A 16,918-nucleotide genomic window follows, 5' to 3' on the forward strand; every position below is an offset into this window, starting at 1 on the left:
CCCAAGCGCGAGGCAGACCGTTTTTATGCGAACCTGAATCCGAACAATCCGCCGCGATCGGTGTCGTCCAACCTGACGTCCATAATCTTTGACTTTACGTCGAAGTCGTCGTCGAAAGGCAGGCGATCAAACATGTCGGTGTTGAGCATGACTATGTACTGGCCACCGACCTCGTCAACGAGACCAGACCCAAGTTGGATGGCAGTGGCGATCTGTCTGCTATCTACAGGATCGAAGAGGTGGCTATCGTGGATGAGGAAACCTGGACCGCCGAGGCGTGCCGTTGTGAGTTTATAGAGCGCGTAGTCGAAACAGAAGATTTCCATGTTGGCGATACCGCCGCTCCGGGAGCCATCGATATTTACCCTGAAATGAGGTCCATTCACAGTAGCCTGAACCTCGAACGACGCCCCTCTGTCGGCGTATAGGGCCTTCTTTGCCTCCATTACGGCCAGCACCATGGCGCTCACGGTTGCTTCACGGGTTCGCAGATCATTCTGCAGGCGGGCCAAAAGGTTACTCTCCTGGATTTTCCTCGCTGCGCGGCCGGCCTCAACCTCAAGAGCTTCTTCATACTGAGTCTGGAGTCGAGCATGTTTTTCGGACTTCTCGGCAGCTACCTTCTGCATGGCGGCCAGATCGCTGAACGCTCCCTTTCCCTTGAGGTCACGAAGGATTTCATCCCTACGCGCACGGGCAGTATTCATCTCGACGGTTACCGTGGAGATACGCCGACGGATCGCATCCAACTGAGAGGACAGGTGGAAGCGCCGATTGTCCGCCACCGACTGATGGAAATCGGCGATGTCCTCGAAGGATTTCACCACACTACCCGGCAGCTCCGTGCCTGCCGCTCGATACAACGCCGCGACTGCCTCGCCGTCCCCGGGTTTTTCCGCTTCAAGACTTTCCTCGATAAAATCCAGAGAACTCTTGAGCGAGGCGGCTTCGACGCTGAGTTTTTCGAGCAAGTTTTTGGCTTGCGATGCCTCCGTGATCATTTCCTCGTAGTGTTCCGCAACCTGGAAGGAGGCAATCCGCGCTCGTTGGACTTCGGCTTCGTGTGCTGCAAGTGTCATCGCTGACTGGATTGCCGATGACGTGTCCAGATTTTCAGAACGTCGCGCCTTTATCCTCTTCCTCTGAGCGGCCAGATCGCGCTTTTCTCCGCGCTCCAGTTCAAAATCCCGAGCGAGAAGCCAATCCAGCCCAAGTAGATAGGAGAGAGCGATCTGTGCGCTACCATCTGTCTGGTTTTTAGCAGCAAATTTCTCTGGATATTGAAAGCCGATGTCGTCGCGACGCCTGGCGAAGTATGGAAACATCGATCGGAAGGTGGGCGCGTGCGGCAGGTTGAAAGGAGTCCCGACAGTGTTCGCGGGGAGACCGAAAACGATATGACCCAACCAGTCACACCATGCTTGGTTTGTTGCCGTCGCATTACCCAGCAGATCGCCCTCGTAGACCAGACCGCGCATGTCACTTGCAACTACCTGAACGCTCTTGGGATCGGAAACTCGCCGTTCGACGCGAAACGTGATCCCATTGATGTCAAACTCACCCCAGAACGAGTGTTCGTGCAGTGCTTGGGCCTTGACCACGGAATTGCGGATTGAGCCGCCGAGGAGAAAATGGATCAGTTCCAGGACGCTAGATTTCCCTGAACTGTTGCGGGTCTTAGTCTCTTCCGAATTTGTCTCCTGCTCGGCGAGCAGGATATTCAGGCCCTTGTGAAAATTGAGGGTTTTGAACCCCGCGATCGAACTGCCAAGAGCGATAATCATTGCTTTGCCCCAGACACAATCGCCAGAAGTCCGTTGCGCATATCGAGCGTGCCGATAGCATACAGGAGGGTTATGGCGAGCAAAAACCAATCATACGTCAGGGGCGCGGCATGAGGTGTTCTCGACGCGGTGACACGTTCCCAAACTTCACTAACCGATCGTGGCGTTTCGGTAAGGACCTTGATGATCTCAGCTCCGACAACGATCAATGAACGATCCGCGGTAAGATATTTAGTCGGCAAGATCATAAATTTCGTCCTGATTGGCTTCCTGCCGAGTTTCCTCAAAAATGACGCACGATTCAAAGAGGTCCGCGAGAATTGTCATAGCTGCAAATTCCCTTAGATCGTCGTCGAGATTTCTGACGTTTCCGGCCAACAATGCTTTCATGGTGTTTAGAATTTGACTCGATGTCATCCCCTCATGCTTCAATTCTTCGTACCGGAGACGAAAAAAAGAAGGGAGCAACAAACTTTGCTTTTCTCCACCGAGGCGACGCATAACCGCTCTCGAAATTGGGGAGAACATCAGAAAATATTCAAATTGATACGTCCAATGTCTGGAGATGTTATTCAGCGTGAGCTTATCTCGTGGCACCCGGGAACGACTTGTGTAGGTCTCCATAATCGGCTTGATTTCCTCCATCAACGCCGAAATGAGGTTGTTAACCGCGGCAGGAAGGCGGGCCAGCATCAAATCATCTTGAGCACGCACGCCGAGAACCGCAGCGCGATCCTCCTCGGTCATTTTTTTCAGCAGTTGTCGAAAGCTATGCAAGCCGAAGAACCCGGCTTCAACGTTGATCTTTGTCGCACGCGTCTTGATCTGTTCGAGAGTGTCTACTAGAGGCCGAGAAACGCCATCAACCAGATTGTGGGCGAAAAACCACCTCTCCATCGAGGGAGTGGTATCACACGCGCGATTGAAGTCTGCGGTCATTTTTTTGCAGACCCGGGCGGCATTGATAACATGACCGTTTTCAGCACCATAACACTGGAAAACGTCGTTCCCAAGTGCACCATCCATGCCCCCGTCGCCCTGTGAGCCGTGGGGTTTGACAGGGGTGAAACCATCCCCGTGCACTCGTAGCATGAAGTCATTGAACAGCGCTTGAAATCCGTCGCCGTGGCTCATCCTAAGCTTTGCGCCGAGCAGGAATTCCCAATATCCGCCCCTATCTACCTCCATAATCCAAGACCCCGAATCGTCACCCATAACTGTGACCATAGGTTGTCAGGGAATGGTTTGCACATCGTTATCGAGGTGAAACAAGGTCAAATAAGAGCTGGACGCGCTTGTGCCTTGTCGGAGGAATCTGTGAAAGTTGCCGACAAGTCCCTCTAAGAGATTAAAAATGAAGATTTCTTTGCAGGCTCCCATTAACCAAGATCAACGATGTGCACCAATCCGGGGCACAAAATGCCCCAATCCGGCTCTGATACTCTATGCAACGCCGAAAAAATCGGTATTGGGAAATCGCTGACCCAAGGAGCCAGGCATGAACGAGATAGGCATACGAGCAAAGTGACCATTCGGACGGATCGTCCCGTCTGGAAGCACCGTATGTCGTCATCGTGTTCGAGCCTAAGGAGGGCTTCATGCATTTTGCACGTCAGGTTTCCAAACATATCGCGCTTCATAAGGCAGGTCTCGGCTTCCTGAGCATGCCTCCGATCCAGCCTCGCACCTTCGGTTATGCCAACCGCAAGGCTGAAAACGGCACGTCCGATTCGGGGGACTCTGGCATAATGCGGCATCATCGTCGGAACGACGACTGAAACCAAGTTCTGGAACGAGCCGGTAGCCGAACGTGCCGTGCGCAAGCCTCCGGCTACGCACGCCAAGACTTTGCGCGGTTTCTCGATCTTCAAGGAAACGGTCGTCTATCACGAGAGCGACCTCGAGCGCCGGGTTTCTAAGGTCATCCAGCTCCGCAAGGACGTGAAGGCTATCTACTCGCAATTCCCGGTGCTGCTGTATCGCGATGCCGACGGAGTGTGGCGAGAGCATATCTGTGACTTCTGCGTAGTTTTCGACGACGGCGAGATTGTAGCCGTCGCGGTGAAACACGCCCGCAAGTCGGATGCGATGGCGGACCTGCTGAAGCGTATCAAGGCGGAAGGCTTCCTCCGGAAGAACCGGAACGGATCGACGACGCCTGGCGCGGTCCACGACATCCGTCTCATGACCGAACGGGAGGCGACATACGGTGCTTATGAAAACGCCGAACGCATCCTGCGCGCCCGTCGAATGCGTGTCGACGCCGAATACGACCGAGCTTTTGAAGCCGTCCAGAAGTTTCATGGCCCCTTTCGCTTCGGTGAACTTCTCCGTGGGTGCGAGAACCGGGCGGCTCGTCGCACGGCACTCCTGTTGCTGATCGATGAGTGTGTCCTTCTGACCGAGACAACCGGACGGATCGACGATCTGACCATGCTGATGGTCCGCCGATAACCCCACCCCATCACCCGACTTCTGATCGCCCTACAAGGAGCCTGCGATGCTGACCGACTTCCAGAGACCGAGCCTCTTCCGCCACGCCATCGTCAGAATGCGTCACGCCGATCGCTTCACCGATGACGACGTTAACTGGAAACCCAAGAAACGAGACGCCGAGGGGTGGACCTTTAGCAACGAAGCGAACGCCAGCGACGAACGCTTCCTGGTGCATGGTGAGGTCTATTCGAAACTCGTCGGCGGAGCTGCCAAAATCCGCTATGGCTACAATGATCCCGAAAACCAGCGCCTGCGCGCGATTTTCGGCGACGACACGTTCTCGGACATTGTCGGCAAGCGCCGTGATCTCGCGCTGTTTCGCGAGAAGCTCATTAAGCGCTTCGATGCAGAATGGCTGACGCTCGGCAAAAAACCGCGATGGTCGAAGGAGAAGTTCGAGGCCAAGCTCAGAGCCTGGCGCAGGGAAATCATCGCCGAGATGCTCGGTCTCGATGACGAGGACGCCGACGCCGACGCCCGCGCCGACGCGATGGTCGAAGTAAAGACCTTTCCGACGCCGTCGGTGAAGACGTTCCGGCGCGACTACAAGCGTTATCACGCCTGCGGCGGCGAAGTCCTCGGGATCGTCCACCGCCATCATGGTCCTGGCCTGCACCTTCGCAAGGTTGACGCGGATTCAACGGCGTTTGCCCACAAGCAAGCCCTCAACTACATGACGGACCGCAAGCCCACGATGGCTAAGGTTTACCGTGATTATCTGGCAGCTCTGGAGAAGGTGAATGCAGAGCGCTCCACGCCACTCCTGAAGGTCACCCGTCACAAGTTCGAGACGATGATCTCCAAGTTCGACGAGTTCGACAAATGGGACGGTCGCCACGGTCGTGCCTCGGCGCTCAAGCGCTTCGGGATGTCGAAGAGAGGTGGCATCCCCGCGTTGTTCGTCGGCGAGCGCATTGAGATCGACTTCTGGAACGTCGATCTCATGACCCTGTTCGTTGAAACCGGGATGTGGGACATCCTTCCGCCATCGTACAAAGAGGCGGTGGTCGGTAAGCGCATCTGGTTCGTGGCGGCGATTGATGTTGCCACGCGCTACATTCTTGCGTTCAGGGCGAGCGTCAACCCGAACGCCGTTTCGGCAGCGGCCGCCATCCGTATGATCATGTCCGACAAGCGGCACATTTCCGACTTCGTCGGGGCGGAGACGCCGTGGATCGGGATGGTTCAGCCACGTAACATCTTCAGCGACAATGGCACGGAATTCGCCAACGCGCTTGTCGAAGGCATCATGCGCGCGGCGAAGATCACGTTTAACCGGCCGCAGGCGGGCAATCCTAAAGCTCGCCCCTTCATCGAGAGCCTGTTCCACTCCATCGGCCCGCTGATCGCGTCGTTCTTCGACGGCAGAACGTTCGGGTCGATCGCCGAGAAGGGTGATTACAACCCGGAACATCAGATCAGCCTGCAGGTCGACGAGATGATCCAGCTCTTCACCTTGGCGATCTGCGACATCTACCACAACAAGCCGCACAGTGGCCTTGGTGGGGCGTCTCCGCATAACGCCTGGGTCCGGGCGACCCAAGAACACGACATCGAGTTCCCGAGCCAAGACCCCGAATTCATGCTGCATGTCTTCGGCACGAAGTTCAAACGCCGCATCGGGCAATACGGCATCCCATTCATGGGCATCCCGTACGCCAACGAGGAACTGGACCGCCAGCGCAAGAAGTACGGACAGATGGAATTCGAGATCAAGGTTGATCCCGAAAACCTCGAACACATCGCGGTCCGCGGCGACAAGGGCTGGTTCGTCGTCGAGAACAAGGTCGGTATCGCGCGCAACCTGACGCTGGCCGAGTGGATTGTCGCCCGCGCTGACCTGCGGACGCAACACGCCGCGGAGGCGGAGGCAGGTCTGGCGGCGATGTACCGTACCATCAATCGTCTCGCCGAGAGCGGCAGGGCAGCGGCGCTGCGTGCGAACCTGACCCCGCGCAACATGACGGCCGAACACTATGAGGCCCTCGAGGCCGAACTGTTCGGCGCGTGGGTCGCCGTGAAGGCGGCGGACACGCCGACCCTTACGCAGGCCTTCGCGCTTCCCGCGGACCCTCTCCGCGAGGGATCGGTATCCGATTCCCGCCTGATCCCCGAATTCCACGCCGAACGCGAACGCGATGCGCGGAAGAAGAAGCGTGCCGCCGCCGTCGACCAGACGCCGACCGAGACGCCCACGCCCACCGAAACCACTGACAACTACTACGAGGAGTACTGAGTATGGAAAACGCTACGAACGTCATCGCTTTCGACGCGATCACCGACAAGAAGGCTGAAGTCTACAGCGGCTACATCGAACACGCACGCGACACGCGGTTGGGAACGATGCTGCGCGACCTGGTCGAGAACGTGGAGGCTTGCCGCCGTGGCGTGGGATCGCGCCGGCGTGCGTTGTTCCTCATCGGGGCCTCGGGCAGCGGTAAGTCCTTCGCATTGCGCCATCACTTCAGCCGCATCCCGGAATTCCAGCCGTGGAAGAACGAGTTCGGCGAGACTGTCCGGCCGCTGCTGAGCATCGAGGCACCGAAGCCGTGCACGACGAAAGACTTCGCCATGGCGATTCTGGATGCGATCGGAGTGCCGTCGAAGGCCAAGATGACGGAGGGCCAGCTCTTCGCGACCGTGAAGGCTCAATTGCGCGAGCGCGGGATCATCTATCTTCACGTGGACGAAGCCCAGCACTTGCTGCGCCACAGCAGCAGCCGCGCGATCCTCGACCTCCAGGATCGCCTCAAGAGCCTGATGCAGATCGAGGACTGGCCGTTGCACACGATCTATTCCGGTATGCCGGAGCTCGCGGAACTGCTTACGGGGGATCAGCAGTTGGCCAACCGTTCGATGGTCATGCGCTTCATTCCTCTGAGCCTGCCCGGCGACAAGGCCAGCATCACGCAGGTGTTGGCCGACATCGTGGAAGGCAAGTGCGGACTTAACCTAACCGATGAGCTCCGCACCGACGACTTCCTCGGCCGCCTGTGCGCCGCCAACAGCGGGTGCTACGGGAAGATCATCGAGGCAGTCCAGGCGGCGTGCTTCCTCGTCATGCATAAGGGAAAGGGTACGGTGGATCGCCGCGCCTTCGCCCACAACTACCAGCGTGACAGTGGTTGCCTTCCGAGCGATAACGTGTTCACCGCCGCGCGCTGGAGCGAAATCGATCCCGGCAACGCGCTGGCCGACTTGGCTACCGCTGGCAAGGGACGCAAGTAATGGTTCTGCCCGTAACGCTTCTCCATCATGACGACGAGGCGGCGATCGATCTGGTCGCTCGTCTTGCTACCGCCAACGGATACCCGTCTCTGCGGGAGTTTCTCGCGCATACGGATACCACGGCCAACGCCATCGTTCATGGCGAGACGGATGCCCTGTCGCTGGTGAGCGAGTGGGCTGCGGTGCCAGTCGCTACGCTGGGGAAACTGGCGGTGAAGGCGTCTGGCCCTGGCGGCACCTGGAAGATGGGCTGTGCGACCCTCAGCAAGGACATGCGTCCGGGCCGAATGCATCGCTTCTGCGCCCAATGCGTGCTGGATGACCGAGAAAGGGAGGCTGGACGTTTGGTGTCACGCGCCTATCGCCGTGCGTGGTGGACTATTCGCGGGATCGAAGGATGTCCAGTTCACGGCTGCCGACTGACGGAAGTGGCAGTTGACGCCGCCGAGGACGTCCACGACTTCCCGCAATTCGTGAATGCCAATGTCGGATTGATCGAGGACGCCGCGGCGGGTTCTGTGCCGAGCCGCCAGCCTCGGCTGGATTCGTATCTGCGAGACCAAGTGTTCCTGGATCGCGGGGACGGCTTCCTCAACAGGCTCGACGCGCACGTCGCTGTCGAGCTCTCTCGATATCTCGGTGACTTCCTGGTCCTTCACGACATCAAGGTGTGGATGCACGACGAGACCGACCTTCGCGAATGGGGATTCAATCTCGCAGTAGCAGGCGAAAGTGAAATCCGTCGCGTCATCGGGAACGTCATCGATGATAAGCGCCCGAAAACGCAGTATGTCGAGTTGGTTCTCGGGCCGATGGTGAGGTGGCTGCGTCGCAATCTCGTCAAGGAAGCGTATGGGCCTGTGATCGATCTCATGCAGGATATCCTCGAGCGAAACATGCCGTTCGGAGAGGGGCAGACCATCTTCAAGCCCGTCAAAACCCGGCACTTCCATAGTGTGAGTTCCGCGCACGCCGAGTATGGTCTTACCCACGATCGGATCAGGGCCTTGATGAAGGCAAACGACCCTGACTTTCGTGACGGCCTCTCTGACGCCTCCACATACTTCGATGCTGCCGCCTTGCGGCCGATCCTGGAAGCGGCGCGCGACACGCTGAATAGCAGGGAGGCAGGAGACGTGTTGGGCGTAAGCGAAGAAATGGTACACGGTCTTTTGAGCGTCGGTGTCCTGACGCAAGTCGAGAAGCGGGCCGACGGCGAGCGAGCCTTCGTAAGAATCGAAATTCGTGCGTTGGAAGCTCTGGTTCAATCTCTCGAGAACAAATCGACCGTTGTAGCCTTCACGGAGGGTTTGTTGTCGCTCGCCTCAGCGCCTCCTGCATTTCGTCAGCCGTTCAACCGAATTGTGGAAATGGTCTTGGACGGGGGCGTCGAGGCGTTCATCGTTTCCGGCGACGGACCAGTCTTCGAACGGGTCCATATTGCTTCACCAACCCCCGCGTCTGCAGAGGCCCGAAAGGAACAGAAAAAAGGCACGCCCCTGGCCGGAGGCGACGACGAACTGATGCGGCTCAAGGAGGCCGAACTCGCCCTCGGAACGACCACCATCACGATCGCGGATTTGATCAGGCGCGGCTATCTCCGTCAGCGGACCGCCCGTCGGGAGACAGGACATGTTGTGAAGTTCATTGAGCGGCAGTCCCTGGCGGAGTTCCAAGCGGCGCATGCTTCCCTGACGGAGATCGCGAAGTCTCGCCAAGGTTACAGGGCCTCGATCAAGGCAGAACTTGACCAAGCTGGAATCTCGCCGATCTTCGAACCCGAGGGCTTCATCGCCCGTTTCTACAGAAGGTCGGACCTGATCCAGGCTGGCATTCGTCTCTAGCGAAGTCTTACATTTTGACGCTTTGAGGCCCGCTCCGGCGGGCTTTTTTGCGCCCTATCTGGAAATGTGCCCAAATCAAACGCAGCGGAATGCCCGCATCGGTTTGGAAGGTCAAAAAATTCCCATGTGAATTCAATGGGTCTTTTTGCAAAATGGACAAACCAAGACCGCGTAATCACGACTGTACGGCCGTTGCCCTTCATCAGTCCTTGCTCCCCTGAACGCCTTCTCAAAGCGATCGTCAGGCGTGGAGATTCGGCCCAAACACGGCAAAACCAACCATTTCCTCATGGCAAACACCAGAACTATAATATTCTATAAATATACAATATACAAAAAATAGAGATTTATTAACCATAATTCATGACAATATATCCAAATAAAAACGCCGATTCTCTTATTGTTTTATTTATTATATTTGGATATATGCATGAAAATCCGTGGTTATTATCGTTTCATTCAAGAATCAACCGTTGCGCGCACCAATATTCTCGTGATCGCGTTGGCTGTTCTGACGCTTGCCGTCGATTTTGGAGACACGACAGCGTTGGCTGCGGAAGCCACCGGCTATAAAACGATGGAACCGGATGCGAGTTATCAGGCGCTGGACGTCCGCGGCGTCAGTGCGGATGGCAGGGTTGTCATCGGTTGGTCGACTACGCCAGATGGCGAAAGGGCTTTCGCCTGGACAGCAGGCTCGCCGAACATCCGGCCACTGGGCGACCTGTCGGCTGCTGCCCTCGCGACAAACATGGATGGCCAAATCATTGTCGGGATTGCCGAAGCCGGGACTTCGATGCGTCCTTTTCTTTGGAAGGAAGCATCGCAGACGATGCATATCATCGATGTTGGAACCGCCGGGTACAGCTATGCTTCCGGGGTCAGCGCAGACGGTACTGTTGTCGCCGGCTCCACTGAAACCATCGATGGTTATCGCCCCTTCCGCTGGAGCGAAACGACGGGGATGACACTGCTGGACCCGCTTTTGGCTGGGGAAGCACAAGCAGGGGCAATCAGTGCCGATGGCGGGTCTATTGTCGGCTGGACGAGATCAGCCGTTGCGGTAGGCGCGTTTCGGTGGAGAGAAGCAACCGGGATGCAAAGCCTCGGCACGCTCCCTGGCGGCATTCACTCCAGCGCCAGCGCCGTGAGCGCCAACGGCGATGTCGTCGTTGGCACAGCGACAACCGCAGACGGATATCGCCGCGCATTTCGCTGGACGGAAACGGCGGGCATGGCGGATATCGGCGTGCTCCCGGGTGGCACCAATTCCAATGCCAACGGCGTCAACGCCGATGGCTCGGTTATAGTCGGCTTTTCAAGTCGCGTTAGTGGCGATCATGGGTTTCGCTGGTCAGAGGCGACCGGCATGATATCCATAGAGGAATGGCTGAGAAACAGCGGCGTGACCATCGCGGATGATTTTGTCCGCGACGCAAAAGGCGTGAGCGGCGACGGTAACGTCATCGTAGGAAACACGGTAAGCGGCGGCATCTTCCTGGCGCGCATCGTGCCTCCGGAGCAAACCCGCCCTGCGCCAGCCACGGACGAGAATTCGGAACCTGTGGCTAACCCGTCGACAACAACGGACAATGGCGTCGCGCCGACGCAAACCGATACCGGAACCGATAGCAGCGCAACAGGCGGCATGAACACAACCGGCGCCGGGATTTCGCCCCCGACACCAGCCACAAGCACAACGAACCAGTCGACAGCCTCAGGGGCCGATGAAACCGTCGCCACGTCCCCTCCTCCCGCCGTGGCCGAATCCGGCATCATCGACCTCACGCAATATGCGCATAGCCTTGCCGGCCTTCCGCTGGTCCAGCACGGCCTCGACATTACCGGCACGATCCTCAATGGCGCGCATGGCGATCCGATGCGTAACCTGCTCACACCCGGCCAGCACTCCCTTATGGTCACCTCCGACACCGGTTATGACAATGGCTCGTCCTCCAGGGGCGGGATTTTTGCATCCGACATCACCTATGCCCAAGGCTTCGAAGGCGATATCACCGCACGTTTCGCGGCAGGCGGGCTTTACAACAGACAGGATCTCGAAGCCGGCGGCCACTTCAACCAGACGGGTTTTTATATCGCGCCGGAAGTAACCGCCTCCGTTGCCGGGCCGATCCACGCGACATTCGGGGCGTTCTACGCTCCGCAACATCTTTCCATTCAGCGCGGTTATAGGAACGGCGACGTAATGGACTATTCGCGCGGCAAGACGGATGTGGAAAACTGGGGCGCAAAATTCAGGCTCGACTGGAAGGATGCCTTCACCCTCAGCGATGCGGTCTTCACGCCCTATGCCAGCCTCACCTGGGTCAAGGCGCGCATGGATGCCTATTTTGAAAGCGGCGGCAGCTTCCCGGCAAGTTTCGACGCCATCTCAGACCAAGCAACGGTGATGCGCGTCGGTCTCGATGGGGTTGTACCGCTGAGCGGGCAATCAAGATTGCTGACACGCGCGGAAGTAGCTTACCGTTTCGAGGACAAGTCGGCGCCCATCACCGGCGATATGATCGGCCTGTCCGGCTTCCGCTTCGAAGGACAGGATATCGATCAGTTCTGGCTGCGTGGCGGATTTGGCGCAGAAGTCGACATCGCCGGGGGCACCGCATCCCTCACCCTCAACGCCACTACCAAGGGCGACGATCCTACCGTGTGGGTCAAATCAGCCTGGAAGGTCGTGTTTTAGATAAGCGAAACGCAGAGCTGCTTCCCTGTTCCGCGCAAAACCTGCACAGGGGATGCGATGAACGCAGCGCATCCAGCTACCCCTGCCCGAACAGCGTGAAGTAACCCCAGACAGCTGCGAAAAATACGATGACAGCCACAATCGTCAGCGCCTTTTTTGCTTTCGGCCCAAGCGGTTCGCGCGGTTTTTTCGGCGGAACCGGTTTGCGGAACTTCACCACATTGTCGTTCATTCTATCATCGTCCTGAATTTCGCTGCGAAGCCTCCGCTTTATAGCTGGCATCGGCCTTTCCGGAATTATCTCTAACAGACCAGAACTATCATAAATATTACCAAGTTTTCACTTCACCCTTAGGGCAAGCTATGTCACTTCCCACAATCAGAGGAATATAAATAGCAATGAACCGAGCGGAAAACACGGGGTGGCGACAATCCCCTGTCGTGTTTTGAATTTTGCGGGTAACGAGAATGAATGACGCCAACAGCCAAGGCCGTGACACGGAAAACAACCAGCCCGATCTGCGGGAGATTCTGGGTACGAACAGATCCGGCCGCAAGAAGAAGTCGCGCCGGTATCTCTATGCCGCAGCGGCTATCGTGTTGATCGGCGGCGGACTTGGCTATTATTACCAGTCCCGTGCAGCGGGCGTTGCCTATAACTACACCACGGAAGCGGCACGTCAGGGCGATCTTTCCGTCATCGTCACCTCCACCGGTTCGGTTCAGCCGACGGATCAGGTCGATATATCGAGCGAATTGTCCGGCACCGTGCGCAAGGTCAACGTCACCTACAATACCCCGGTAAAATCCGGCGACATCCTTGCCGAACTCGACACCAACAAGCTGGAAGCCGACGTGCAGAGCGCCCGCGCCAAGCTTGCCTCTGCCAAGGCCAATGTGCTAAAGGCGCGCGCCGATCTCGGCTCGGCAAAAACCTCCATGGAGCGGCTGAGATCGCTTGTGCAGAACCGGGTGTCCAGCCAGCAGGATCTGGACGCTGCGCAGTTCACCCACGATGCCGCCGCCGCCACGCTTGAGGTGAACGAGGCGACCGTGCTTTCAGCTGAGGCAGACCTCAGGCTCGCCGAAGTCAATCTCGGCAAGGCCAAGATCGTCTCGCCCATAGATGGCGTCATCCTCACCCGCAGCGTCGATCCCGGCGCCACCGTCGCCTCCTCGCTGAATGCTCCTGTTCTCTTCACCATCGCCGGCGATCTGCGGCATATGGAGTTGCAGGTGTCGGTGGATGAGGCCGATGTCGGCAAGGTCGAAACCGGACAGAAAGCGACGTTCAATGTCGATGCCTATCCCGACCGCAGCTTCCCGGCCGAGATCGAAACCGTGCGCTTCGCGTCGGAAACCGTGTCCAATGTGGTGACTTACAAGGGCATATTGACTGTCGACAATCAGGAGCTGTTGCTGCGTCCCGGCATGACGGCGACGGCCAATATCATCGTCGAGGAAATCAAGGATACGCTGTTGGTGCCAAATTCAGCGCTTCGTTATACGCCGCCGCGCGAATCCGCCTCCCGTGGCGGCGGGTTGATGAGCCTGTTCCGCCCGCCCCGCATGGGTCGGTCACAGAACCGCGACGCCGGTCAGGCCGCGTCCGGCAAAAGAACGGTCTGGGTGCTGCGCAACAATAATCCGGTCTCCGTCTCCATCGAAACCGGTTCCACCGACGGCCAGCACACCGTGGTAAAATCGGGCGAGCTGAAAGCCGATGATCTTGTGATTACCGACGCAACGGCGCGCAACGCCGGCTGACGGAGGAAAACCTGATGCAACAGCCGCCGCTCATCGAATTCCGCAACGTCGTCAAGCAATATGGCCGCGGCGAAGCGACCATCCGCGCGCTCGATGGCGTTAGCCTGTCGATCCACGAGAGCGAATTCGTCGCCATCATGGGTCCATCAGGCTCGGGCAAATCCACATCGATGAACATCATCGGCTGCCTGGATGTGCCAACGGCTGGCGAATATCTGTTTCAGGGCGTGCCGACCAGCGGCTTCGACAATGAGCACCTGACGCTGCTGCGCCGCCACATGCTGGGTTTCGTGTTTCAGGGCTTCAACCTTCTGTCACGCACCTCGGCGGTGGAAAATGTCGAGCTGCCGCTGGTCTATCGCGGCATGAAAGCGTCTGAACGGCGCGCCCGCGCCATGGAGGCGCTGGCACAAGTCGGTTTGACGGGCCGCGAGGATCACACCACCCAGGAGCTTTCCGGCGGCCAGCAGCAGCGTGTGGCCATCGCACGGGCCATCGTCACCCGCCCTGCCCTGCTTCTGGCCGACGAGCCGACCGGCAATCTCGATACGAAAACCAGCAACGAGATCATGGAACTGATAACCGCGCTCAATCGGGACAGGGGCATCACGGTCGTCATGGTCACGCATGAAGAGGATATTGCCGCCCATGCGGGGCGCCTGCTGCGCTTCGTTGACGGGCATCTCGCCTCAGACAGCGCGGCGGAAAAGAAGGAGAGCTCCTATGTTCTTTGAAACGTCGCGTCTGGCGCTGCGCGCCATCAGCCGCAACCTTTTGCGCTCCTTCCTCACCGTGCTCGGCGTCGTCATCGGCGTGGCCGCCGTCATCGCCATGGTCACCATCGGTAACGGCACGACAGAACAGGTAAAATCGGAATTGTCGCGGCTCGGCACCAACATGCTGTTCGTGCGCCCCGGCCAGTTCGGCCCCGGCCGCGCCAGCACCGAAGCGAAACGTTTCGACGACCGCGATGTCGAAGCCATCCGCAACCAGATATCAGGCATTCGCGCCGTTGCGCCGCAAAACCGCAGCTCGGCCGCGACGGTCATTTTCGGCGGCAAGAACCATCAGACAAGCGTCATCGGCACTACCAACGATTATCTGATCGCGCAGGACTGGACCATCGCGCTCGGCCGCGATTTCCAGCCTGCAGAAGATCGCGGCGGTCAGATCGGCTGCATCATCGGCGAAACGGTGCGGCAGGAACTCTTCGGTGCAGAGAACCCGGTGGGACAGACGATCCGCGTCAGCAACATCTCCTGCCCCGTTATCGGTGTGCTGGGCAGAAAAGGCCAGTCCGGCCTCGGTGACGATCAGGACGACACGATCATCATGCCGCTGAAAATCCATCAGCGGCGCATCGGCGGCACCACCACCATTTCCTCGATCATGGTTTCGGCGCAGGACGGCGTTTCGACTGCCAAGGTGCAGAGTGACCTGCAGAACCTGCTGCGCGAACGCCGCCGCATCGGCATCGGCCGCGAGGATGATTTCACCGTCAACGACATGACACAGATCGCCTCGGCCATGACCGGCACAACGACGCTGCTGACCGGTCTCTTAGGCGCGGTCGCGGCCGTCAGCCTGCTGGTCGGCGGCATCGGCATCATGAACATCATGCTGGTGTCTGTGACCGAACGCACCCGCGAGATCGGCATTCGTCTCGCCATCGGCGCGCTGGAAAAACAGGTGCTGACGCAGTTTCTGGTGGAAGCCGTCATGCTGTCGGCCTTCGGCGGCCTCGTCGGCATCCTCACCGGCCTCGGCCTCGCTTACGCCGTCGTCAGCTATCTCACCGTGCCCTTCGTCACCAGTCCGTCGATCATCTTCCTCGCCTTCGCCTTTTCGGCGGCCATCGGGGTGATTTTCGGCTATTTCCCGGCAAGACGGGCGGCGAGCCTGAGCCCGATCGAGGCGCTAAGGCACGAGTGAGATCACAATCGGCTTAGGGCACGGAGTGGCGGCATATTTCTTCTCCCCACCGGGGAGAAGGTGGCCCGAAGGGTCGGATGAGGGGGTAACGTTGCCGGATTTCGGAGAGCTTGCCCCCTCATCCCGCTGCCGCGACCTTCTCCCCGGCGGGGAGAAGAAACAAGCGGCGACCGCCCGCTTGATACGTACGATCCTTCATAGCGCAGACAGAGTTTGACAGGGCGCTGAGATCAACAAGTCTTCAAACCACGCCGGAAAACGACACGCGGCCGCATCAAATCAAACGCTAGCTTCAGCCTCACGCTGCTTCGCCAGCGCCGCCAGATCGGCGGGCTTCAGCTCGACCGATTCACCGCAGCCGCAGGCGGATGTCTGGTTCGGATTGTTGAAGGTAAAGCCGGAGCGCATCTTGGTCACTTCGAAATCCATCTGGGTGCCAAGCAGATAAAGCACGGCGGACGGCTGAACCCAGACCCTGGCGCCTTCGAATTCAACCAGATCGTCCTTCGCATCCGGCTCGGTCACGAGGTCGATGGTATATTCCATGCCCGCGCAGCCGCCCTTTTTGATGCCGACGCGCACGCCCCTGGCGTCCGGGCCGGAATTTTCGACGATTGCTTTAACACGCGAGGCGGCAGCCCCGGTCATGGTCATGATCGCAAAGCCCATGGGCTTAATTCTCCTTCGACAATCGAGTTCAAGGCTCGATGCTTATGGAATTCAATTTAAGTGCACCCGACAATGTCATCAAGAGATGACACCTGTCAAAATCGCGTCAGACTTAATACCAGCCGACAGCAACCTGCGCTTCTTCGGACATACGGTCCGGTGTCCAAGGCGGATCGAAGGTCATTTCGACGGTAACGCCGGAAACACCCTCGACAGCGCCAACCGCGTTTTCCACCCAGCCCGGCATTTCACCGGCCACCGGGCAACCGGGTGCTGTCAGCGTCATGACGATCTTGACCATCCGGTCATCCTCTATGTCGATCTTGTAAATCAGACCGAGTTCGAAAATATCGGCCGGAATTTCCGGGTCGTAGACGGTCTTCAGCGCCGAGATCACGTCGTCGCTGAGACGCGCCAGTTCGTCAGGCGGAATGGAAGACGGCTTCGCCGTTTCTTCGGTCGCATCGGGTGTCTTTGCAGTGGCTTCCGCAGTCATG

The 16,918-nt window shown here is 58.3% G+C and carries 15 protein-coding genes; 9 read left to right on the plus strand and 6 right to left on the minus strand.

Annotation, left to right across the window (positions count from 1 at the left end):
* Window positions 1-23 precede the first annotated feature (23 nt).
* Genes CFBP6623_RS08010 through CFBP6623_RS08020 form a run of 3 tightly spaced genes read right to left on the minus strand, consistent with a single transcriptional unit; the run spans window position 24 to window position 2,999 of the window.
* Window positions 24-1,784, minus strand: coding sequence for a DUF2326 domain-containing protein (locus tag CFBP6623_RS08010; RefSeq protein WP_232370402.1), 1,761 nt, complete (start codon window positions 1,782-1,784; stop codon window positions 24-26).
* Window positions 1,781-2,032: an ABC-three component system middle component 6 gene (locus CFBP6623_RS08015; protein ID WP_035242392.1), complete on the minus strand. Its 252-nt coding sequence runs from the start codon at window positions 2,030-2,032 to the stop codon at window positions 1,781-1,783. The genes CFBP6623_RS08010 and CFBP6623_RS08015 overlap by 4 nt, the downstream gene beginning before the upstream one ends.
* Window positions 2,016-2,999: an ABC-three component system protein gene (locus tag CFBP6623_RS08020; RefSeq protein WP_137002520.1), complete on the minus strand. Its 984-nt coding sequence runs from the start codon at window positions 2,997-2,999 to the stop codon at window positions 2,016-2,018. Before CFBP6623_RS08020 ends, CFBP6623_RS08015 begins: the two co-directional genes overlap by 17 nt.
* A gap of 383 nt (window positions 3,000-3,382) precedes the next feature.
* Between CFBP6623_RS08020 and CFBP6623_RS08025 the strand changes: the two genes are divergently transcribed.
* From CFBP6623_RS08025 to CFBP6623_RS08050, 6 genes are all read left to right on the plus strand, one after another.
* Window positions 3,383-3,562 carry a hypothetical protein gene (locus CFBP6623_RS08025; RefSeq protein ID WP_080842006.1) on the plus strand — a complete coding sequence of 60 codons (180 nt, stop codon included), beginning with the start codon at window positions 3,383-3,385 and terminating at the stop codon, window positions 3,560-3,562.
* 37 nt (window positions 3,563-3,599) lie between these two features.
* Window positions 3,600-4,238 carry a hypothetical protein gene (locus CFBP6623_RS08030; protein ID WP_080842005.1) on the plus strand — a complete coding sequence of 213 codons (639 nt, stop codon included), beginning with the start codon at window positions 3,600-3,602 and terminating at the stop codon, window positions 4,236-4,238.
* A gap of 46 nt (window positions 4,239-4,284) precedes the next feature.
* Window positions 4,285-6,516 carry a Mu transposase C-terminal domain-containing protein gene (locus tag CFBP6623_RS08035; RefSeq protein WP_080842004.1) on the plus strand — a complete coding sequence of 744 codons (2,232 nt, stop codon included), beginning with the start codon at window positions 4,285-4,287 and terminating at the stop codon, window positions 6,514-6,516.
* 2 nt (window positions 6,517-6,518) lie between these two features.
* The gene (locus CFBP6623_RS08040) at window positions 6,519-7,508 is read left to right on the plus strand and encodes an ATP-binding protein (protein ID WP_080842003.1); all 990 of its coding nucleotides are present in this window, start codon (window positions 6,519-6,521) and stop codon (window positions 7,506-7,508) included.
* The gene (locus CFBP6623_RS08045) at window positions 7,508-9,352 is read left to right on the plus strand and encodes a TniQ family protein (RefSeq protein WP_080842002.1); all 1,845 of its coding nucleotides are present in this window, start codon (window positions 7,508-7,510) and stop codon (window positions 9,350-9,352) included. Before CFBP6623_RS08040 ends, CFBP6623_RS08045 begins: the two co-directional genes overlap by 1 nt.
* A 430-nt stretch (window positions 9,353-9,782) precedes the next feature.
* Complete coding sequence (locus CFBP6623_RS08050) at window positions 9,783-12,053, plus strand: autotransporter domain-containing protein (protein ID WP_052760218.1); 2,271 nt, start codon at window positions 9,783-9,785, stop codon at window positions 12,051-12,053.
* A 76-nt stretch (window positions 12,054-12,129) separates the two neighbouring features.
* Here CFBP6623_RS08050 and CFBP6623_RS08055 read toward each other — a convergent pair whose 3' ends face one another.
* Window positions 12,130-12,285, minus strand: a complete 156-nt coding sequence (locus tag CFBP6623_RS08055) for a hypothetical protein (RefSeq protein WP_052819842.1) — start codon at window positions 12,283-12,285, stop codon at window positions 12,130-12,132.
* Window positions 12,286-12,521: 236 nt separating this feature from the next.
* On the opposite strand from CFBP6623_RS08055, the gene CFBP6623_RS08060 reads away from it, so the two are divergent.
* Genes CFBP6623_RS08060 through CFBP6623_RS08070 form a run of 3 tightly spaced genes read left to right on the plus strand, consistent with a single transcriptional unit; the run spans window position 12,522 to window position 15,752 of the window.
* Window positions 12,522-13,820, plus strand: a complete 1,299-nt coding sequence (locus tag CFBP6623_RS08060; RefSeq protein WP_046798256.1) for an efflux RND transporter periplasmic adaptor subunit — start codon at window positions 12,522-12,524, stop codon at window positions 13,818-13,820.
* A gap of 14 nt (window positions 13,821-13,834) precedes the next feature.
* Window positions 13,835-14,554, plus strand: coding sequence for an ABC transporter ATP-binding protein (locus tag CFBP6623_RS08065; RefSeq protein WP_046798255.1), 720 nt, complete (start codon window positions 13,835-13,837; stop codon window positions 14,552-14,554).
* Complete coding sequence (locus CFBP6623_RS08070; RefSeq protein WP_046798254.1) at window positions 14,544-15,752, plus strand: ABC transporter permease; 1,209 nt, start codon at window positions 14,544-14,546, stop codon at window positions 15,750-15,752. The genes CFBP6623_RS08065 and CFBP6623_RS08070 overlap by 11 nt, the downstream gene beginning before the upstream one ends.
* Before the next feature lie 279 nt (window positions 15,753-16,031).
* On the opposite strand, the gene sufA is transcribed toward CFBP6623_RS08070, so the two are convergent.
* Together sufA and CFBP6623_RS08080 are read right to left on the minus strand one after the other, a co-directional pair.
* Window positions 16,032-16,421: a Fe-S cluster assembly scaffold SufA gene (gene sufA / locus CFBP6623_RS08075; protein WP_035224262.1), complete on the minus strand. Its 390-nt coding sequence runs from the start codon at window positions 16,419-16,421 to the stop codon at window positions 16,032-16,034.
* A 112-nt stretch (window positions 16,422-16,533) separates the two neighbouring features.
* Window positions 16,534-16,917: an SUF system Fe-S cluster assembly protein gene (locus tag CFBP6623_RS08080; RefSeq protein ID WP_046798253.1), complete on the minus strand. Its 384-nt coding sequence runs from the start codon at window positions 16,915-16,917 to the stop codon at window positions 16,534-16,536.
* Window position 16,918 lies beyond the last annotated feature (1 nt).

It is taken from the genome of Agrobacterium tumefaciens (genome assembly GCF_005221385.1).
GTDB lineage: Bacteria > Pseudomonadota > Alphaproteobacteria > Rhizobiales > Rhizobiaceae > Agrobacterium > Agrobacterium tomkonis.